The following is a 19,559-nucleotide window of genomic DNA, read 5'->3' as shown; positions in this document are numbered from 1 at the left end:
CATGGATCTTTCCTACCAACATTCGCAGCACCAGCGGATATTGAAGCAGCGCAACCTCCTGTTCGCCGTGACCGGTGCGCTGGGGATTGCCAGCGTCGTGCTACTGGGCGTCACGCTCTCGCGGGACCGAGAAGTGGTGTTGCAGCCGGTGTTGCGATCGCCGCTCACCGTATCGAGCGCAGGCGTCAGCCGGGATTATCTGGAAATGATCACGCGCGACGTCGTGCTGCTGACCCTTGATCGCAATCCGCAAAATCTCGAATATTGGATGGAGAGTGTCCTCGCCATCACCGCGCCGCGAGCGCAGGGGCGGCTCAAGGCCGATCTCATGAAGATCGTCGAGGAGCAGCGGGGATCGTCGATCGCGCAGTTCTTCACGATCCAGTCGATGACGATCGATCCCGACAGGCTGACCTCGGAGGTGACGGGCGAGCTGCACACGATCGTCGGCAGCAAGGTTGTCTCGAAGCAGTTGCGGACCTTCCGCTACCGCTGGGAATATGCAGGCCTGACCCTGAAGCTCATCGGCTTTGGCATGGTCGAGGCAGAGAAGGGGAAGAAGCCATGATGACGGCCCCCATCATCGTCACCATCATTGGCAGCGCCGCCGGCGGCGCTGCCTTCGCCAGCCGACCGCTGTGCCTGGCCAGTCGCCTTATTGGCCTTGGACTGATTGGGGTTGCGATATTGCTGCTCAGCGCGCCGGCTTGGGCTGACCAGACCATCATGGCGGCGGACAGTGCGCAGGTCGATTGCCAGGCATCGGCCAAGGACCTGACCCGTATCAGCCTCGTCGAAGATGAATTTGCCAGCGTCTCGAAAATCGCGTCCGGCAATCCGGCGGAGGATTTCTCGGTCGTCAACGAGCCGGTCCGCGGGGACATCTATCTTTCGGTGCCCGATGGCTTTGCCAAGCCTGCGCTCTCCTTCTTCGGCACCAGCAAGCGCGGCTATGTCTATAAGTTCGTCTGCCGCATTGGCGGCGATCAGGCGTCACAGATCTTCGTCTCCAACCCCGCCATCGCTGAGGAGAAGGCGGCGCAAGACGCGCCGCAGCAAAAGCCGGGACCGCAGGAAGCGGCCGTTGAACTCATGCAGGCCATGTATGCCAATGGCACGACCCCCGGCTATGAGATGCGCCAGCGCTCGCTTCGCCCCGTCCAGGTAGGTGACCTCAAGGTCCAGATGATCGCGGAATATCGCGGATCGGATCTCACAGGCAAGGTGCTGCGTATCGAGAATAAGGGGACCAAGCCCGTCGAGCTCAATGAGGTGACGGTCGCGCCCAGCAACACGATCGCTGTCTCGATCTCGGAGCCTCGGCTGGAGCCGGGCAAGATCACGACGGCCTATCTCATCTCGCAAAATGGGAGGCCCTAATGGCCCTGGCTGATCTATTTTCGCGCAAGCGCAAGTCGACCGATAGCATCGAGGCGGAGGGGGAGGAGGTGTCCCCGATCAGTGCCGACCTTGCCGGCAACGAGGTGGTGCGCCGCAAGCAACGGCTGCTCCTTGGTTGCGCGGCGGGCATTGGCCTTGTCGCCTCGTCCTTCTGGATCATCAGCGGCGACAACAAGAAGCCGGAGGTCGAGGCCGGCAGCGGCGAGCAGGTCGATGTCTCGACCAAGGATCTGGTGAACCGCAACCTCTCCCAGCAGGAGTGGATGGCGATGTCGGAAAACCAGTTCCAGGCGCAGGAAAATCAATTGAAAGCCGTGGGCGGCCAGCAGCAGCGCATGGACCAGCTGGCAGCGCAGGTCGAGGCATTGAAAGCCCAGAACCAGGCGATGCAGTCCGATGGCCAGCGGGTTCTCACCGCCTATCAGGCCGAGAATGAGCAGTTGAAGCGCCAGATCTCCGATCGGCGCACAGCGCCACCACCCACCCCAGGCCCTTCCGCCCTCTACGGGACCAATGGCCCGCAAAGCTATCAGCGCCCCGACGGGCCGGCAGGGACGGGTATGCAGCGGACCGCAGAAGCGCTCCCGCGCGGCAACGAGGTCAAGATGGTGAGCTTCACCAGCAGCGATACGGGCACCGCCTCGAAAATCGCCAAGGGCAGCACTGTTTATACCGACAGCCCCAATTATCTCCCGCCCAACAGCTTTGCGCGGGCGCGGGTGATCGTCGGCGTTGACGCTAGCGCCGGGGTCAACAGCCAGACCGATCCGCTGCCGGTCGTGTTGCGTATTACCGGTCCTGCCCGATCGGTCTTCGCCAATGGCAGGCTTCTCACCACCCGGATCGAGGGTTGCCTCATCAACGGCGCGGCGCGCGGCGATCTTTCGAGCGAAAAAGTTTACGTGAAACTCCAGAAGATGACCTGTCCGCAGCCTGGCGGCCGCTATGCGGTCTCGGAGGTGAAGGGCTTCATCGCCTTTGGCGGGAAGACCGGGGTGCGCGGCCGCGTGGTGTCGCGCGAAGGCTCGCTGGTCACCCAGGCCTTCATGGCAGGCCTGGTCGGTGGGTTCGGCAGGGGCTTTTCGGCCAATGCCAACAGCGTCTTCCAGGGCACCAATATCAGCACCAACGGCAAGCGTGACAAGCTTTCGACCGGGGACATCCTTGAAGGGGGCCTTGGCGAAGGCGTCGCGCAGACCGGCGACATGGTGTCCAAATATCTGATCGAACGCGCCGAGCAATATCAGCCGGTGATCGAGATGCCGACCGGCATCGATGTCGAAATCGTCTTCCTGGAGGGTGTCTATGTTCGCAACTAAGTTGGAGCGTCTGTGCCATACCGTCGTCCTGGATCCCTTCTATCTGCTGGCGGCCGCCTTCGCCAGCCTGGGAGTGGGGGCTGTCTGCTACGCTGCCGACATTCTGACGCCGGAAAACGCGGTGCGCTCAGCGCTGAAGACCCGTCTTCCCAGGACTGCGGTGAGCGCGATCGACTGCAAGAAGGTCCGGGGCCTGTGCGAAATCACTGCCGGCGCCAACCTCTTCTATGTCGATCCCGCCGCGCGCTATCTCATCATCGGCCGGGTCTATGACATGCAGACGCGTCAGGATCTGACCGCGGCGCGGCTGCTCGAGATGAACCCGGACATGCTGGTGGGCGCGGCGGCTTCGGCCAATGCGGCGGCAAACATCACCGGCCAGGATGCCCAGAGGGCCATCGCAACGACGGCCGGCAACAAGGCTGGTCCAGCTCGATCACCCGTCGCGGCCACCCCGCGCAAACTCTCGCTCGACGGGCTTGGCACGGAGGGCGCGATCGTCTGGGGCAATCCGCAAGGCCAGAGCGTCACGGTCTTCACGGATTTTCGCTGTGGCTATTGTCGCGCGCTCTCCAATGTCCTGCGCGCCATGAATGTGAAGGTGATCGAGCGGCCGATCTCGGTGCTGGGCAGCCGCGACCTTGCCGATCGGGTCTATTGCGCGAAGGACCGGGAGCGGGCGGTTCATGCCGCCTATGCCGGCGAACCCCTGGCCCAGGCAGCGAACTGCGATACGGCCGGTCTCGACGCCAACGAAGCCTTCGCCAGAAGCCATGGCCTCAACGGCACGCCGGTGATCGTGCGGAGCGACGGCGCGGTCCTCGAAGGCTATCGGCCGCGCGAATTTCTCGAACAATGGCTGAAGGAGGTCCGGTCGTGAGCCGGACGGTTGCAGCGCGGATGTGGGGCCGATGCGCCTGTGTCATCCTTTGCCTTGCGGCGCTCGGCGGCTGTGCGGGCCTCAGCGGCAATATCAAGGGCAGCTTCGCCTGCGCCGCGCCTGACGGGATCTGTGCGCCGAGCGCGGTGATAGACGACCGCGCGCTGGCCATGATCACCGCCGACCCCTCGGCAGATCCGATGCCGGCTGGCCCCTATCAGGAGCAGAATGGAAAGCTGCCTCCAGCGCGCACCGCCAAAGCCCCGCCCGCGGGCGCACCGGTCACCTCTGACGGAACCCGATCCCGCGAGCGCGTGATGCGGATTGTCTTCCCCGCCTTTATTGACGAGCGCGGGCGCTTGCACGAGGCGAGCGCCATCCACGCCGTCGTCGCGCAAGGAGAGTGGCAAAGCGGGGCGGAGGCAGTGGAACCGGCTCCGGCCCGCAACGCGCTGGCGGCCGCGCCGCAAATGCCGAGTCTCGCGGAAACGGTCGATCGAGCGGAAGGGCGCCAAGCGGTCGATCCCACCTTGCCAACGCCCGCAGCGGTGGAGGCGGCGCGAGCGCGCAAGGCCGATCCGGTCGCCACCATCAAATCGGACGTGGCGCGCCGCCTTGCCGCCACCCGGCGCGATGCGCGAGCCTCCACGGAAGCGAACCCAGGCAGTCATGCCGCCGGGACGCCAGCGCCAGCCCAGGATGGGGCGGGCACACCCGCCCCGGATGCAAAGCCGCCCCTCGCACCGCCACCGGCGGCCATCATGCGCGCCGCCGCCTTTCCAGGCGCCATAGCGGAGGACCAATGATGGCAAAGCCCGCCTTTCTCGACCGCCTGATGGGTGCCCTGCTGGGCGACATCAAGCAGCCCGACGCCGATCGGCCGGCTCTGGGCGTGCCGATGCTCGCCCACTGGCTCCCTTATCGCAGCTATGACGCGAAGACCGGGATTTTCTACAACAGCGCCTCGCGCGGCTTCGTGCTGGAAGTGGCGCCCATGGTGGGCGCGGACGAGCGCAGCGGTGAGATATTGGCGCAGTTCCTGTCCGAAGCGATCCCGACGCCGGGTTGCCTGCAATTCCACCAATGGATGAGCCCGCGCGTCGGCGAACTCCTCTCCAAATGGTATGTGCCGCGATACCAGGCGCATGGCATCTATGAGCGCATGGCCAGGCACCGGGTCGAATGCATGACCGAAGGCGTGTGGACCTCGCTCTCGGCCGACGCGTCCTTTTGCCTGCGCCATCATCGCGTCGCCATCTCCTATTCCACCCCCGAAAGCTCGCGCGTCTCCAATGACGAGATTACAGGCGTGATGGACGGCCTCATTTCCGCGCTCGCCTCGATCAATGTGTCGGCGCGCCGAATGGACCCGGAGGCACTCATTGCGTGGATCGATGATATCACCTCGCCGACCACCGCGCCCGGCGATGATGCCGTCAGCTATAACCCCCTCGACAGCATAGCCGACCAGGCGATCCGCCGCGATATCGAGATGCGGGTCGAAGCCGATCGCATTTTGCTGCGGACCGAACGCTTTCGTCCGACGGGCCGTGAGATCGACGGCACGCCCGAGATCGGCGAAATCTACCCGGACGTCTTCGATGTGCGCTCCTTCTCGGTTCGCAACCTGCCCCAGCGCTGGGCGCCCTGGGATATGGCGCGGCTGATCGGCGACATGTTCACCGACAAGCTGCGCATGCCATGCCCGGTCGCCACCAATCTCTGCATCGACTTTCCCGACGTGGAAGCAGCCAGCAGCAAGGCGGGCTTCAAATATATGCGCACGACCAGCCTTGCCGACAGCAAGTCGGCGCGTTTCCTGCCGCAGCTCAAGGAACAGAGCCAGGAATGGCGCTATGTCAATGACGAGATGAAGCAGGGGCGCAAGCTCGTCCGGCTCTTCTATTCAGTCACCGCCTTCTCGCCCAAGGGGAAAGGCGACACAAATGAACGGGTTCTCAAATCCGTCTATCGCGCCGCCGGCTGGGACCTGCTCGACGATCGCTACCTCCAGGTCATGGGCCTGCTCTGCGCCATGCCCATGACCATGGCGAACGGCCTGGCCCGGGATCTTGAACGCATGAAGCGGATGCGCACCATGCTGACCACCACGGCGGCCAACCTCGCCCCGCTCCAGGGCGAATATCTGGGCGGCCCGATCCCGCACATGCTGCTCGTTGGCCGGCGCGGCCAGCCCTTCTTCTGGAGTCCGTTCGAAAATAGCGCCGGCAATCATAATGTCGCGGTGTTCGGCAAATCAGGGTCGGGTAAGTCCGTGGCGCTCCAGGAACTATGCGCCTCGCTCTGCGGCGCGGGTGCGCGGGTGGTGGTGATCGACGACGGCCGCTCGTTCGAGCATTCGGCCAAGCTCCAGGGCGGCGCCTTTGTCGAATTCACCATGTCCTCGGGTTTCTGCCTCAACCCCTTCAGCATGATCGACCCGGATCTCGCGGCGCGCGACCAGGATTATCGGCTCGATTGCCTGGCGATGCTCAAGGCCATCGTGAACCAGATGGCGCGGCATATCGATACGCTCAACGATACCGAGCGCGGGCTGATCGATGGCGCGGTCAATGAGGTGTGGGAAGAGAAGGGCCATGCCGGCACGATCGACGATGTGATCGCCGCGCTCGACCGGACCGGCCATGAGCAGGCTGCCGCGCTCGGCATTGCGATGCGGCCCTTCTCGTCGCGGGGTACGTTCGGAAGCTTCTTTCAGGGCGAGGTATCGTTCGAGCTGTCGGCGAACCTCACCGTGTTTGAACTTTCCGACCTTTCCTCGCGGGAGGAATTGCGCAGCGTCGTGCTGACCGCGATCATGTTCATGGCGCAGCAGATGATGCGCAAGCTCGACCGGTCCATTCCCAAGGCCCTGCTGCTGGACGAAGCCTGGCAGATGCTGCGCGGCGGGGCGATGGCCGACTTCATCGAGACCTACGCGCGTACCTGCCGCAAATATGGCGCGTCTCTGGTGACCGCGACCCAGTCGCTCAACGATTATTATAAGTCTGCGGGCTCGATCGCCGCGCTCGAGAATAGTGACTGGTTCGTGATCCTCCAGCACAAACCGGAGACCATTGCCGACTTCAAAAAGCATGATCGCTTCGAGATGGACGACTATACCGATGCACTGCTCCGTTCCCTGAAGCGCAACGGCTTTGAATATTCCGACATCCTGATCAAGGGACCGGAGACATTGGCGGTGGGTCGCCTGGTGCTCGATCCCTATTCAGCGACGCTCTTCTCCTCGAGCCCCAGAACCTTCGCCGCGATCGAACAGATGGTCGCGCAAGGCGTCCCAATGGAGCAGGCAATCGAGCGCATCGCCTTTCCCGACCGTGCGGACAAATGGTCGGCCGACCCGAACAGTCTTCCAATGGCAGCGGAGTAGGCGCCATGAATCCAGAAGCGATTGCGCTCCCCGATTTGAGCAGCATACGGCGGAGACGCCGGCGCCTTGACTGGGCAACGATTGCCTATGTCAGTCTGCGTCTCACCAGATTTTGCGTCGGCGCAGTGCTGATGAGCTGGGGGATGTTCGTCCTCTTCTTTCTCGCGATCGGTGGCTTTTCGATCGGAGGACTGATGCACCAGCTTGGCAATCTGACGGGTCGCTATCTGGTGGCAAACGCAGATCGCGCCGCGTCCTTCGATCATCAGCTGCTCGCGGTTCATATGCTTGTCACCCTCACCATCGTCTTTTTCCGGCGGCACCATTTCCTCACCCCAATGGCCAAGCCGGGGAGTCCCTGTCATGGCTGAGCAGCAGGAATTCGATCTCCCCACGCCCCCTTCCGCGACTGTTCCGGCCGCGCCCCGCCGTGCCGGCCTCTTTGCGGGGTTCACCCGCGGTCAACTCGTCGCGGGCGCGGCCATCGTGGTGGGCCTTGTCTGGGGCATGTGGGTTACGAAGACATTGGTGATGCCGGCCCGGGATCGGATCGTTTCGGCTCGCCTGTCGGCGATCGTCGGGGATTATGTGCAGACGCAGGCCCATAGCGTGGCACCGCAGCCCCAGGTGGAAGCGGACATGCGCCGCTTCATGGCTGCGCTCGACAGGGAATTGCAGCGCCGCTCGCAAAAGGGCGAGATCGTCATGGTGGGCGAGGCGGTTCTGTCGAAGAATGTCCCCGACATTACCGAGAGCATCAAGAAGGCGGTGTACGCCTCGGGCATAGCGCGCCCCAGGCAGGCGAGCGCAGAGGAGATGCAATCTCTGCAGCGGCGGGCCATGGCGCCGTTCCAGACCGTGCCACTGGCGCTGCCTGATGTGGCGATCGACCCCATGGCATCGGCGCCGCCCCAGCCGGTCGAAGGTCCACGGCCCTTTGCTGGTACGCCCGAACCCGCCTTGCCGGGCGCCTATCAGGGTGCGTCCGTATCAACCTTCGGAGGCCCCGATGGCGCAGGCGGTCAGTAAGGGGCCGGTGTCGCGCTGGCGCCCGCGCAAGCGGCTCTGGGTGATGCTGGGGCTGGGGCTGCTAGGATGGGCGACTTACGGCGCGCTGCGCGATTGGCGGGATCGCCATGCCTTCCTCATCAACCGGACGGACTCGCTGCCCAATTGGGCTTTCCTCATCCACCGTACCCAATTGCCGGCGCGGGGCGATTATGTTTTCTTCAACGCGCCGGCCAATGCGCTGGTCAAGCGGCACTTCGGCGCTGTGCCGCCGATGTTCGGCAAGCGCGTCTATGGCATGCCCGACGATGTCGTCGCGCATGAGGGCGCGCTCGTCCGCGTCAATGGCAGGCCGGTTGCGCGGATGAAGCTGCGCACGCGGCGCGGGGAGACACTGACCCCTGGTCCCACGGGCGTCATCCCGCGCGGATGCTATTATGTGGGCACCCCGCACAAGGACGGGTTCGACAGCCGCTATGCGGAGATCGGCCTCATCTGCACCCGACAGATCATCGGCACCGGGGAGCCTGTGCTATGAAGCGTCTGGTGGGTGGGATCCTCGGTTTGGCGGGGCTCGGCGGCGTGCTGCTCATCGGCGGGGCGATGCGCGGCGAAGCGAAGGATTATGGCCAGGCGGGCCAGACCTTTCCGGTGATCGAACCCGATCTGCTGGCAACGATCGAGGCGCGACTGACCCAAGCGGAGGCGAGCGGGGAACTGGCGGGCATGAATGCAGCCTTTGCCAAGCGCGTCGAAGCCAAGGTCCGGCGACCCGATCCGGTGGTGGGGATCACTCCCGCCCAGGTGGCGCGGAGCTGGCGGTTCGATCCCACTGTCACGGTTGAGCAGGATATTCGCGATCCCAAGGGGCAGTTGATCGCGGCGGCCGGGCAAAGGATCAATCCGCTCGATTTTGTGACCATCAGCCAGGATCTGGTTTTCGTCGATGGCGACGATTCCGCGCAGATGGCCTGGGCGACCACGCGCTACAGCGAGGTGAAGGCCAAGATCATCCTGGTCAGCGGCTCGCCCATCGAGGAGATGACCAACCGCAAACGGCGCTTCTATTTCGACCAGGAAGGGCGGCTCACCGGTAAATTCGGTATCCAGCATGTTCCGGCGGTGGTGAGTCCTGCCGGCAAGGTCATGCAGGTGAGCGAGCTGGTCCTCTTGGCCAGGAGGGCGGGCTGATGCCGCTTTGGCTCGATATGCTGCGCACGCCCATGGCGGCGCCCGAAACGCGGTTCCTTGGCTGGATGCGCCATGTCTGGCAGGGCCTGTGCCTGGCGCTCGCTGCTGCGACGCTGCTCTTCGCACCCATGCGGGCGCTGGTGGGGCCAGTTGCGCCGGGGCTTGCCGCGGGTCTTCTCCTCCTGACCACCGTTCACACTTTTATCTATTTCCGCGTCAAAGGCCGCGCCGACAATGCCCATCTTGAGGCGGTGGGGGAGGGCGAGGAATGCGCCTGATCCGCACCCTGGCACTGGCCTGTTTCTGCGCCGTCCTTGCGCTTGCTCTCTCGCCGGAGCGAGCCACCGCCGCTGGCCCGGCCTGCCATGGCAAATTCGTCAATCCGATCACCGACGTCTGCTGGTCCTGCCTGTTCCCTCTGTCGGTGGGAGGATTGAAGATCTGGCCAGGCAACCGGCCTGATCCGAGCAACCCCGCCTCGCCGATCTGCGCCTGCACCGATCCCTTGCCGCGCATCGGTATCTCGGTCGGCTTCTGGGAACCGGCGCGCCTCGCCGACGTCACGATGAAGCCATGGTGCTTTCCCAATCTTGGCGGCGTGCGGATCGCCCCCGGCTTCGATATCGGCCAAGGCTATCTGGCCGGGCCCTCGATGGTTGGCGGCCGGTCGCAAAGCACTGCCAAATGGCATGTCCATTGGTATGTCTATCCGCTGCTCTACTGGATGGAACTGCTGACCGATTTCGTCTGCTTCGAGCAGGCCAGTTTCGACATCGCCTATATGACCGAGGTCGATCCGCTTTGGCAGGATGACGCGCTTTCGGGCCTCATCAATCCTGAAGCCATCGTCTTTGCCAATCCGATCGCCCAGGCCGCTTGCGCTGCTGACTGCATCGCGGGGACCGCGAGTTTGCCGCTCGATCCGCTCTTCTGGTGCGCGGGCTGCCAGGGGTCGATGTATCCCATGAACGGCAACATCCCTTCGTCCATCGGCCATGTGCAGTCTTCGCGCCTCGCTCTGTCGCGCTTTGCCTACAAGATGCACCGGCAGGGGCTTGCCTGGGGCACCATGGGTTCCAAGGGCCTGTGCGCAAAATATCTGATGCCGATCATGCGCAAGCAGCAATATCGCTTCCAGATGGTGAACCCGATCCCGACCGTCTCGGGCCGCTTCGCCTGCTCCGCCATCGGCGCATCCACCTTTCCGCCCGACGCGGGCCGTGCCTATCCCGCCGCCGGCGAGGATATGGGCTATCTGGTCTGGCGCAAGCGCAACTGTTGCGTTCTTTAGGGGAGGGGACCAAATGCGCTTCTCCACATTCGGGCTTGCCCTCCTCCTCGCCACAACGGGCATCTCTGCGCTGCTCGCGCAAAATGTCGAGGGTCTAAATATCCAGGCGATCAAGCAGCGGTCAGCCGCGAGCCAAGCCGAGGCCCAGGCCTTTGTCGACGAGGTCAAGGATCGGGGCGATGCTTTCCGCGCTGACGCAGTTGAGGCCCACAAAGGTGGGACCGAGAATATGAGGCGGGTTGCCGCGACTGCTCTGCCTACCGGTTCCATCGGCCCGATCGATTTCGATGCGATCGTCGAGGGCGCGGCGCAAAATCTCAATGCCAAGCCGGGCGAGGCACCGCAGTTCATCGCCTTTGCCAGCCTCTCCATGCCGCCCACGTCGCTGAAACAGATGATCCGCGATACCGCGGCGGCCGGTGGCATCGTCGTGTTTCGAGGATTCCCGGATAACAGCATGAAGGCCTTTGCTGCCCGGCTTGGGAAGCTGGTCGAGGAACAGGACTTTGCCAATATCGGAATCGATCCACGCCTGTTCCGCGCTTTCGGCGTGCAGGCGGTGCCGACCTATGTGGCGGTGTCATCGGACTTTGACCTTTGCGCCGGCTTTGAATGCCAGACCCGCGTGCCGCCGCATGATCGTCTCACCGGAAATGTCACGGTGCGCTATGCGCTCGACAGCTTCGTCGAAGGCCAGGGGCCTGGCGCACGCATCGCCGCAGTAGCGCGGACAAATCTCGATCGGCGCCACCCGTGAAGCAGCTCACCTTCCTCCTGCCCCTTGTCCTGCTGGGCGTTGCGATTCCGACGCCGGCACAGATGACCACCAATCAGGCGCGCGAGGAAGGCAAAGTGCTCGGAAATGCCATGCGGAGCGACGGCAATGGGGTGCCCAAGGAGGACGCACAGGCGGCGATCGTGCCCGGCTATCAGGGCACGGAGTTGCCCCAGGCGGACTATTTCAGCGATCCCGACAAGCTGACCGATGACAGCAATGCGCTCAAAGCCAGCAGCGAAGTCTATCAGATCACGACCGACGCCAACAAGACACGGCCGACCTTTTCGAATGATGAAATCAAGGCGGTGACCGCCAGCGCGATGGCCGTCGAGAATGATCCTTCGACACAGCTTGGCGGGGAATCGATCACCGGCGGTAGCGGCGAGTGTCAGCCGCTACCATCGGACCCGGCCCAGATCACTTATGACGCGACCTGTGACACGGGCGTTGTCGTCAATTCCGTGCCGTCGGAAACCATCTACAGCTGCCCCTCGGGCTGGACTTTGGGTGGCACAAGCTGCTCGATGACCGAGACGGTTCCGGCGAGCATCAGCTATAGCTGCGATGCGGGCTGGACCTTGAACGGGTCGCAATGCGCGCAGACCCAGCCGGCCAATATCAGCGCTTATAGCTGTCCGGCGGGTTGGACATTGAATGGGAGCCGTTGCAGCCGGACCCTGACCCAGGATGCCGTTCAGTCCGGTTTCACCTGCCCCAACGGCTATAGCCTGGCGGGTTCGGTTTGCCAGACAACGGTCACGACAGGCGCGACGCCAGTTTATTCCTGCCCGAGCGACTATGCCCTGTCGGGAACCAGTTGCGTGCGCAATTTCAGCTATGCAGCGATGGCGACCGCTTCGTGCGACCCAGGCTGGGCGCTGAGCGACATGACCTGCACGCGGCAGCTGTCGCAGTCGGCGACGGAAAGCTATGCCTGCCCGCCGGGCTACAGTCTCGACAATGGCACCTGCTCGCAAAGCGCCAATTATCAGGCGACGGCCACCTATAGTTGCCCGAGCGGCGGCACGGTCCAGGGCGACAAATGCGTGACGACCAACACCACTTCGGCCACGCCCGCCTACGCCTGCCCCTATTATTATTACAATCCGGGTGACATGTTTGGCGGCGGCGGTCCCTATTGCGTCATGCGCCGGGCGGAATTTGCCAGCAAGAAATGTGCGCCCACCGGTACCAAACCCGACAGCATCGAGTTTCTCCGAGAGCAGAAATATTCCGGCGAAACATACTGCCTCTATAAACCGCTGACGACCTACACCTGCCCCAGCGCCGCGTGGAATTTTGATCCGACCTATAATCAGTGCGTGTCGAACGTGATTCAGGACGGTGTCGTCACCTACACCTGTCCAGACGGCGGCAATTTACAGGGCACGACCTGCTACCGCACCAATGTGATGGGCGCGAGCGTCATCTATGTCTGCCCCGCCGATTATGCCCTGTCCGGGCAGACATGCGTCAAATCGGAATATAAGCTGGCTAACATCCAATATAGTTGTCCCAGCGGTGGTGCGCTCTCGGGCACGACATGCACAGTGAGCGAGCAGATCGCGGCGTCGATCAGCTATGCCTGTCCTGCCGGCTATAGCCTCAACGGCACGACCTGCTCCCGAATCGACAGTGTTCCCGGCACACCCATCTACGCCTGCCCCACCGGCTATGCGCTCAGTGACACGACCTGCACGACGACCGAGGATCAGGCAGCAACGCCGATCCATAGCTGCCCCACGGGCTTCGTTCTTTCAGGAACGCAATGCACGGCGACCGTCGCGGCGCAGCCCATCTATTTTTGCCCGGCCGATTTCACCCTTTCCGGCCAGACCTGCTCGCAAACCCATAGCCAGCCTGCATCCGCGCATCAACAGTGTCCGGCAGGTTCGAACAGCAATCCCGACGGCACTTGCTATACCGAAGATCCGCAGAGCGATTGCGGCACGCTCGAAGCCAATCCCCAGTGCAGCTGGAAATATGACAATTGCCTCGACGAAAATCCGTCGGGCGATGGCTGCAAGATGATGGAAAAGGTCTATCGCTGCCCCGTGCCGGGGGGAACGGTCGAACAGCCTCCCAAATATGTGTGCGGCGACGATGTCTATTGCATCAACGGCGATTGCGAGGCGATCCACCGCGAGGCGTCGAGCGAGTTCAAGGATGCGCTGACCGCCCTGCACGCGATCGACACGGCTGGCAAGGATTTCGATCCCGACGACATGCATGTGTTCCCCGGGGCCCGCGACACCTGCCACAAGCCGATCTTCGGCGTGGTCAATTGCTGTGCGGGCAAGGTGTCAGGATTGCTCCCGCTTGGTATCGGCGGTGCAGCCCTCACTGGCGCGCTCAATGGCAATGTGGCAGCGCTCGCCGGCGTCGCGACGCAATTTCTGACCACCTTTCTGTGCTCGACTGAAGAGAAGATGCTCGATGTGAAGGACCGCATGGGCTTCTGCACCTTTATCGGCAGCTATTGTTCTTCGAGCGTGCTCGGCGTCTGCACGACGAAGAGGAAGGCCTATTGCTGCTTTGAGAGTAAGCTCTCGCGCATTCTTCAGGAGCAAGGCCGACCGCAGATCAACAAGCCGTTCGGGAAGCCGAAGAATGAGCAATGTGAAGGCTTCACGGTTGATGAGTTTTCGCGCCTCGATCTTTCGGTGATGGATTTCACCGACGTCTATTCGGACTTCATGGACGCGGCGAAACTGCCCGACGAGGTGCAGACCGTGGCGGACATCCAGCAGAAGATACAGGGATATTATGATCTCCATGCCCAATGAGATGGTGGGACCCGGCGGTCCTTTTGGCTGGGACATGACGGCGTTCGAGCTGGCGATCTTCGTCTGCGTTTTTCGCAGCCGCTCGCCGATGCTGGTCGAAGAGATCCGCCGCGCCGTTGGCCGGTGGTTTGAACGGTCGATCCCCCGCGACATCATGGCCGAGACCATCGGCCACATGATCGGGCGGGGGTGGCTCATCAAAAACAAGGATCGGATCCGCGCCAGCGTTCAGGGGCGTGAGGTCGCCCGGCCGCTCATGAACGGCATCATCCGCATGCTCGACCAGGGCACGCGGCTGCTGGATGTCGCGCTGATGATGTCGCTGCTGCAGCTCACCAAGGGAGAATTGGACAGCGCGCCCGGCGGGCACTGAACGCGTGGTGTGCCCCCAGGGCGCAAGGAGGAGTTTCGATGGAGAAGGGAAGGAAGCGCGCGATCGCCATGCTCGTGCTGGCAGCTTTGGCGCTGCCAGTCCTGGGGGGGCCAGTTTATGCGCAGGACGTCTCGGCGGGTGTCGATGGCGCAGAAGAACAATCGCAAGGCGATGATTTCTATTGCGGCGAGCGCAAGCTCGGACAGTGGTTCTATTGCACCCGGCCCAAACCCGCGCCGCGACCGAACGCTGAAGTCCCCCAGCCCAGCGCCGCGGAGAAGATGGCGGCTATCACCAGCCAGCTCAATGAGCTGAAGGCCAGGGCGATCCTGGAGCCGAGCGAAGAGAATATCATCGCCTATGTCCGCTTCCAGCGCGAGCAGCTCGATCGGGCCTCCACCTTCTCCGACACCTGGCAGCGCGCGCTCTGGCAGAACCCCGATCTCGACTATACGCTTCAGCGCCCGGTCAGCACGGTGGGCAAGCGCGCCTGGCTCGACAATCGCAAGGCCGATCGCGACGCGGTGCTCGAAAGCCTTAGCCAAAGATATGGCCTCTTCTATTTCTACGCCCAGAGCTGCGGCGCCTGTGAGATTTTCGGGCCGATCCTGCGGTCGGTCGCCGACAGCCATGGCATGGCGGTGATGGCCGTATCCATGGACGGAGGCCCCAATCGTGATTTCCCCAATTATGTGGTCGATGCCGGGCAGCGTGCGCGCATGGGTGTCCCCGGCAACGAAACGCCGGCGCTCGTCCTCTTCGATACCGCAACCCGGCGAACGATCCCGGTCGGGTTCGGCATGCTGAGCGCCGACGAGATCATGGATCGCATCTTCACGCTTACCAACACCAGGGTCGGGAGTGATTATTGATGGAGCAGGATAGCACGCGGGGCCCGGTGCGCCGCCTTCTCCGCGGTGTCGCATCGACGGTGACGATGCTCGCGGCCGCGCATTTCGCATTTATCGGCGTTGCCGACGCCAATGTCGCCTCGGAGATGAACAATTTCTTCAGCGAGGCGGGTGGCGCGGCGAATGTGACCGGCCCGTCGGCTTTCCAGGGCCAGTCCGCTGGCTATTATTCGCTGGGCAATGTCTGGACGCGCTTTCCGCAGAAAAGCGTCTCGCCGTTCAACCTGCAACTGCCCAGCGCCCGCGCGGGCTGCGGCGGTATCGACCTCTTCTCCGGCTCCTTCTCCTTCATCAATGCCTCGGAGATCGTGGCTATGTTGAAGGCGACCGCCAACAATGCGCTGGGCTTCGCCTTCAAGCTGGCGATCGATTCCGTCTCGCCGGAGATCGGCAAGGTGATGGACGAGTTCAGCCAGAAAGCGCAGCTCTTGAACCAAATGAACATCTCCAGTTGCGAGACGGCGCAGGCGCTGGTCGGCGGCATCTGGCCTTCGATCGACACGGCGCGCGCGACGATCTGCGAGGCGGTCGGCAATTCCCAAGGCGTTTTTTCCGACTGGGCCGCCTCTCGCCAGGGCTGCAATAATGGCGGCAGCCGCGACAGCACGATTGCGGGCAATAGCGACGCAGCGATGAAGGATCAGCTGGTCGGCCAGGACCATAATTATACATGGGAGGCCCTCCAGAAATCCGCCAAATTTGGCGCGTTCGACCAGGATTTCTCGGAATATATCATGACGTTGGTGGGAACGATCGTCACCCGCGCGCCCACGGGCTCCAACAATGGCGGGAGCGTCGTCATGGTTGGGCCGGCAGAAGAGGCGGTCATCACCGCGTTGCTGGATGGCACGGCGGATGCGCCGCCGGTGAAGGTCCTCAAATGCAATGACAGCAATTGCTATGATATCGGGGAAACGACGCTCAGCATCCCGGCGTCCGCGGCTTTGCGCCCGCGCATCGAGGGCATGATCAGCGACATGAGCGCGAAGGCCCGGACCAACAGCGCGCTGACGGCGGCCGAGAAGCAGTTGCTCAATCTGGCGACCATCCCGCTCTACAAGATCCTGACCGTCCAGGCCTTTGCCCATTATTCGCTGACGCAAGGGGAGATCGAGGCGCTCTCCGAGATCGTGGCGGTCGATATCCTGAACGCGATGCTCGACAATATTCTCGACCGGGTCGAGCAGGCGAAGGTCCATTATCAGACTGCCGACCAGGCCACCGCCGAGCAGTGGAAGGCGCAGATCGCCGCCACACGGCAAAAATTTGGCCAGCGCGAGGTGAAGCTCAGCAACAAGCTCCAACTCACCTATCAGGTCATCAACCGGAGCGTATTCCTGGAATCGACGCTGCAAAACTCCATGTCGCCGGGCATGGCGGCAGCCCTCAACTTCTCGCGCGGCCTTGGCGCGCAGGGCCTGAACTAGGAAAGGGCGCCGGCGATGCTGGAGGTCTTTACGGTCGGCGGCGGCGAGTATCTCGTCAACAGCTTCAACGCCGTGGCCGCCTGGTCGGGGGGAGGGGGCTATCGCTCCATGATCCGCGTGGTCATGGTGATGGGGCTCATCTACTCCCTGTTCGTGGTCGCCTTCACCTTGAATTACAAGGCTTGGCTGAACTGGTTCCTTCAGTCGACGCTCATCTATATGTGCCTGATGGTGCCGACCGTCGGCATCAAGGTGACGGACCGGATCAATCCCAGCCTGGCGCCGGCCACGGTCGCGAATGTGCCGCTGGGGCTTGGCATTCTCGCCAGCTTCACGACGCAGATGGGTGACTATCTTACGCGGACGGCGGAAACCGTCTTCGTGATGCCCAGCGAACTCAATTACAGTAGCAACGGGATGGTCTACGGCGCGCGACTGTTCGATTCGACGCGCAATTTCACCATCCGCGACGCCGAGTTTTCCGCCAATCTCGATCAATATATGAAGCAGTGCGTCTTCGGTGATATCTTGCTCTATCAGAAATCGCTGACGGATCTCGCCGAAGCCAGGGACCTTTGGGCGGCGATCGCCTCGGACGCGGAATCCCGGTCGCAGGAATATCTGGAGCGCAATGGCGGGACGGTCACTCCCTATATCGTGACGTGCAGGCAGGCCTATTCGCTGCTGGATAGTCAGTGGACCACGATGATCAACGCCAACGCGAAGCTGTGGGGGCTGGAGCTCTATCCCAAGCTCAGCGACACACTGGCAGAGGCCAAACTCCGCCACGACGTTCCTATCGTCAATCAGGCCTTCACCCAATCGAGCGACGGCTTTGCCGAAACGATGCGGCAGAATACTGCCATCAATGCCTTCATGCAGGCCCGGAATAATATGAGCGGGAGCGCGATAGATGCGTTCGCGCAGACTCGCGCCGATATCCAGGCGCGCAACACCTATAACAGCATTGCCCAACAGGCCATGACCTGGGTGCCTATCCTCAATGTCGTGCTGACGGTCGTGTTCTTCGCGATGTTCCCGGTCATTTTTCCGCTCTTCCTGATGCCGCAGACCGGTGTGTCGGCGCTCAGGGGCTATGCGACGGGATTCTTCTACCTTGCCGCATGGGGACCGCTCTATGTGATCCTGCATATGATCTGCATGACGCGGGCAGAGGTGGCCGCCACCGGCGTTGCCAGGGGCGGGACGTCGCTCGGTACCTATGCCGGGATCGGCGCGGTGAATGCCGAAACCGCGACCATTGCCGGGTTCATGCTGATGAGCGTGCCGTTCCTGGCGGCAGGGCTTGCGAAGGGCGCGATGTCGATCGCGGGGCAGTCCATGTCGATGCTGGCGCCGGCGCAAAATGCGGCGGAAGCCGCAGCGTTGGAGCAGACCACCGGCAATTATGCCTTTGGCAATGTGAGTTGGGCGAACCAGACATCCAACATGCGGCAGACTGGGCAATGGAGCATGGCACCCAGCTATCAGCATGGCAGCGCATCCTTTGGCTGGCGGCATGACAATGGGGCTTCCGTTTCAAGTTTTGGCAACGGTGCCGAGGTGATCGACATGCACCAGGCCATTTCCCGGCTGGATGTGGAGCCTCGCGCGAACACGGGATTCGTTTCCGAACTGCGCCAGCAGGCGAGTGTCGCGGAGAGGCAGGCGAAGGCGTTTGAGGCGGCGGCGTCGGATATACTCACGAGCACGCACACCAACCGCAGCGCGTTCGGTACGTCCAGCGAGCGCAGTTCCGGTTGGGACAGCGGCCGGGGACAAACGTCAGGAACTTCGATTGAGCGGTACGACCGCACCTCTGCTTCCAGTTCGCAGGGGATCGAGGAGAAATCATCGACTGGTCAGTCGCAAAGCTTGTCGCAGGGCCAGGAACGGTCCGCCAATATTATTGACAGCATCAGCGGCAATGCAGGCGTGGGCACAGGTGCTCCGGTGGGCGGTGGAAAGGGCGGTCGCGGCTTTAGTACGGGCAATTTCGGGATCACCGTAGGACGGAATGGGCAGCAGGAAGAGCGCCTCCGCTTTGGGACGACGGATCAGCGCTCGTCAGACGCTACCAACTCATCCTCGGACGGTATTCGCGATGAACATTCTAACGGTGCGAATGCTAATGAGACTGATGGAACTTACGACAAAAGCGGTGTCTTTGAACGCGCCTCGGCAACGAGTTCCTCGTCGCAGAGCACCGAAGAAGCTCTTTCGGGTGCCCACTCCTATCAGGAGACGGCGCGAAAGCTGCATGAACTGTCGGAGCAGCTCAGCCGGGACGCAAGTTATTCGGAAACCCATGGGATGCAGCTGAGCGCCAACCTCTCACAAGACCTGGCAGATTGGTATCGCGCGGAAGCAGCGCGCAATCCAGGCATGGGCGCGCCAGAATTGTGGGCAACGACCATGACAGCCCAGCAGCGCGATGCCAGAAGCGCGATGATCAATGCCTGGATGCAGCATAAGCAGGCGGAAATTGGCAGTGAAGTCCGGGATTTGATTGACCGTCCTGACCTCGTCGATGTGCCGCATCGGTCAATCGGTAGCTATGATGAAGTGCGCTCGACCTATCATCCGCACGGAACGGCGCCCCTGCCGAATGCGCCGGGCTTAGGCAATCCCGGTGCCGCCGGGCGGATCATAAATGAGGGCAAAGAGGTGATCGAAGCGGATCGCAAACGTGCCGCGATAAACCGAAGCGCTGCTGTTCAAGGTTCTGTTGATGTCCAATCCGCAGTGAATGCTGGCATGGACAAAGGATTTTTCCACGACCCGGACTTGCGGAAGTAGGCGC

At 62.6% G+C, this 19,559-nt stretch carries 18 protein-coding genes; all 18 read left to right on the top strand.

Annotated elements, in window-relative coordinates; translation table 11 throughout:
- Window position 1 precedes the first annotated feature (1 nt).
- The 18 genes from HUK73_RS16655 (at window position 2) to HUK73_RS16570 (ending at window position 19,555) form a co-directional block, all read left to right on the top strand.
- Window positions 2-568 (top strand): type IV conjugative transfer system protein TraE, encoded by a 567-nt coding sequence (locus tag HUK73_RS16655; protein ID WP_176593144.1) that lies wholly within the window; start codon window positions 2-4, stop codon window positions 566-568.
- A complete protein-coding gene (locus HUK73_RS16650; protein WP_176593272.1) occupies window positions 568-1,380 on the top strand; it encodes a type-F conjugative transfer system secretin TraK in 813 nt (270 codons plus the stop codon). Before HUK73_RS16655 ends, HUK73_RS16650 begins: the two co-directional genes overlap by 1 nt.
- The gene (locus HUK73_RS16645; protein ID WP_176593143.1) at window positions 1,380-2,720 is read left to right on the top strand and encodes a TraB/VirB10 family protein; all 1,341 of its coding nucleotides are present in this window, start codon (window positions 1,380-1,382) and stop codon (window positions 2,718-2,720) included. Before HUK73_RS16650 ends, HUK73_RS16645 begins: the two co-directional genes overlap by 1 nt.
- The gene (locus HUK73_RS16640; RefSeq protein WP_176593142.1) at window positions 2,707-3,600 is read left to right on the top strand and encodes a DsbC family protein; all 894 of its coding nucleotides are present in this window, start codon (window positions 2,707-2,709) and stop codon (window positions 3,598-3,600) included. The genes HUK73_RS16645 and HUK73_RS16640 overlap by 14 nt, the downstream gene beginning before the upstream one ends.
- Entirely contained in the window at window positions 3,597-4,406 is an 810-nt protein-coding gene (locus HUK73_RS16635; RefSeq protein WP_176593141.1) for a TraV family lipoprotein, read from the top strand. Before HUK73_RS16640 ends, HUK73_RS16635 begins: the two co-directional genes overlap by 4 nt.
- On the top strand, window positions 4,403-6,991 hold the full coding sequence (gene traC / locus HUK73_RS16630) for a type IV secretion system protein TraC (RefSeq protein ID WP_369805541.1): 2,589 nt from the start codon (window positions 4,403-4,405) through the stop codon (window positions 6,989-6,991). Before HUK73_RS16635 ends, traC begins: the two co-directional genes overlap by 4 nt.
- A gap of 5 nt (window positions 6,992-6,996) precedes the next feature.
- A complete protein-coding gene (locus HUK73_RS16625) occupies window positions 6,997-7,362 on the top strand; it encodes a hypothetical protein (RefSeq protein ID WP_176593140.1) in 366 nt (121 codons plus the stop codon).
- Entirely contained in the window at window positions 7,355-8,020 is a 666-nt protein-coding gene (locus HUK73_RS16620) for a TrbI F-type domain-containing protein (protein ID WP_176593139.1), read from the top strand. The genes HUK73_RS16625 and HUK73_RS16620 overlap by 8 nt, the downstream gene beginning before the upstream one ends.
- On the top strand, window positions 8,001-8,537 hold the full coding sequence (locus HUK73_RS16615) for a S26 family signal peptidase (RefSeq protein WP_176593138.1): 537 nt from the start codon (window positions 8,001-8,003) through the stop codon (window positions 8,535-8,537). Before HUK73_RS16620 ends, HUK73_RS16615 begins: the two co-directional genes overlap by 20 nt.
- Window positions 8,534-9,190 (top strand): type-F conjugative transfer system protein TraW, encoded by a 657-nt coding sequence (gene traW / locus HUK73_RS16610; RefSeq protein ID WP_176593137.1) that lies wholly within the window; start codon window positions 8,534-8,536, stop codon window positions 9,188-9,190. The genes HUK73_RS16615 and traW overlap by 4 nt, the downstream gene beginning before the upstream one ends.
- Window positions 9,190-9,468 (top strand): hypothetical protein, encoded by a 279-nt coding sequence (locus HUK73_RS16605; RefSeq protein WP_176593136.1) that lies wholly within the window; start codon window positions 9,190-9,192, stop codon window positions 9,466-9,468. The genes traW and HUK73_RS16605 overlap by 1 nt, the downstream gene beginning before the upstream one ends.
- Entirely contained in the window at window positions 9,459-10,481 is a 1,023-nt protein-coding gene (traU, locus tag HUK73_RS16600) for a conjugal transfer pilus assembly protein TraU (protein WP_176593135.1), read from the top strand. The genes HUK73_RS16605 and traU overlap by 10 nt, the downstream gene beginning before the upstream one ends.
- Window positions 10,482-10,494: 13 nt before the next feature.
- Window positions 10,495-11,238 carry a type-F conjugative transfer system pilin assembly protein TrbC gene (gene trbC / locus HUK73_RS16595; RefSeq protein WP_176593134.1) on the top strand — a complete coding sequence of 248 codons (744 nt, stop codon included), beginning with the start codon at window positions 10,495-10,497 and terminating at the stop codon, window positions 11,236-11,238.
- Window positions 11,235-14,045 carry a conjugal transfer protein TraN gene (traN, locus tag HUK73_RS27240; protein WP_369805540.1) on the top strand — a complete coding sequence of 937 codons (2,811 nt, stop codon included), beginning with the start codon at window positions 11,235-11,237 and terminating at the stop codon, window positions 14,043-14,045. Before trbC ends, traN begins: the two co-directional genes overlap by 4 nt.
- Before the next feature lie 34 nt (window positions 14,046-14,079).
- Window positions 14,080-14,418: a hypothetical protein gene (locus tag HUK73_RS16585; protein WP_176593133.1), complete on the top strand. Its 339-nt coding sequence runs from the start codon at window positions 14,080-14,082 to the stop codon at window positions 14,416-14,418.
- Window positions 14,419-14,486: 68 nt separating this feature from the next.
- Complete coding sequence (locus tag HUK73_RS16580) at window positions 14,487-15,290, top strand: conjugal transfer protein TraF (protein ID WP_176593269.1); 804 nt, start codon at window positions 14,487-14,489, stop codon at window positions 15,288-15,290.
- 65 nt (window positions 15,291-15,355) lie between these two features.
- Window positions 15,356-16,756 carry a conjugal transfer protein TraH gene (locus HUK73_RS16575; protein ID WP_176593268.1) on the top strand — a complete coding sequence of 467 codons (1,401 nt, stop codon included), beginning with the start codon at window positions 15,356-15,358 and terminating at the stop codon, window positions 16,754-16,756.
- A 15-nt stretch (window positions 16,757-16,771) separates the two neighbouring features.
- Entirely contained in the window at window positions 16,772-19,555 is a 2,784-nt protein-coding gene (locus tag HUK73_RS16570; RefSeq protein ID WP_176593132.1) for a conjugal transfer protein TraG N-terminal domain-containing protein, read from the top strand.
- The last annotated feature ends 4 nt before the right edge of the window (window positions 19,556-19,559 follow it).

Source organism: Sphingobium sp. EM0848, from assembly GCF_013375555.1.
Taxonomy (GTDB): Bacteria; Pseudomonadota; Alphaproteobacteria; order Sphingomonadales; family Sphingomonadaceae; genus Sphingobium.
Note: the sequence above shows the minus strand (reverse complement) of the source record. Positions and strands in the feature narration are given on the sequence as shown.

Excerpts from the sequence above, each read along its gene's own strand:
- traC (WP_369805541.1), top strand. The coding sequence starts at position 4,403 with ATGATGGCAAAGCCCGCCTTTCTCGACCGCCTGATGGGTGCCCTGCTG.
- HUK73_RS16655 (WP_176593144.1), top strand. The coding sequence starts at position 2 with ATGGATCTTTCCTACCAACATTCGCAGCACCAGCGGATATTGAAGCAG.
- HUK73_RS16650 (WP_176593272.1), top strand. The coding sequence starts at position 568 with ATGACGGCCCCCATCATCGTCACCATCATTGGCAGCGCCGCCGGCGGC.
- HUK73_RS16605 (WP_176593136.1), top strand. The coding sequence starts at position 9,190 with ATGCCGCTTTGGCTCGATATGCTGCGCACGCCCATGGCGGCGCCCGAA.
- traW (WP_176593137.1), top strand. The coding sequence starts at position 8,534 with ATGAAGCGTCTGGTGGGTGGGATCCTCGGTTTGGCGGGGCTCGGCGGC.
- HUK73_RS16620 (WP_176593139.1), top strand. The coding sequence starts at position 7,355 with ATGGCTGAGCAGCAGGAATTCGATCTCCCCACGCCCCCTTCCGCGACT.
- traU (WP_176593135.1), top strand. The coding sequence starts at position 9,459 with ATGCGCCTGATCCGCACCCTGGCACTGGCCTGTTTCTGCGCCGTCCTT.
- trbC (WP_176593134.1), top strand. The coding sequence starts at position 10,495 with ATGCGCTTCTCCACATTCGGGCTTGCCCTCCTCCTCGCCACAACGGGC.
- HUK73_RS16570 (WP_176593132.1), top strand. The coding sequence starts at position 16,772 with ATGCTGGAGGTCTTTACGGTCGGCGGCGGCGAGTATCTCGTCAACAGC.
- HUK73_RS16645 (WP_176593143.1), top strand. The coding sequence starts at position 1,380 with ATGGCCCTGGCTGATCTATTTTCGCGCAAGCGCAAGTCGACCGATAGC.
- HUK73_RS16625 (WP_176593140.1), top strand. The coding sequence starts at position 6,997 with ATGAATCCAGAAGCGATTGCGCTCCCCGATTTGAGCAGCATACGGCGG.
- HUK73_RS16580 (WP_176593269.1), top strand. The coding sequence starts at position 14,487 with ATGCTCGTGCTGGCAGCTTTGGCGCTGCCAGTCCTGGGGGGGCCAGTT.
- HUK73_RS16615 (WP_176593138.1), top strand. The coding sequence starts at position 8,001 with ATGGCGCAGGCGGTCAGTAAGGGGCCGGTGTCGCGCTGGCGCCCGCGC.
- HUK73_RS16585 (WP_176593133.1), top strand. The coding sequence starts at position 14,080 with ATGACGGCGTTCGAGCTGGCGATCTTCGTCTGCGTTTTTCGCAGCCGC.
- HUK73_RS16575 (WP_176593268.1), top strand. The coding sequence starts at position 15,356 with ATGCTCGCGGCCGCGCATTTCGCATTTATCGGCGTTGCCGACGCCAAT.
- HUK73_RS16640 (WP_176593142.1), top strand. The coding sequence starts at position 2,707 with ATGTTCGCAACTAAGTTGGAGCGTCTGTGCCATACCGTCGTCCTGGAT.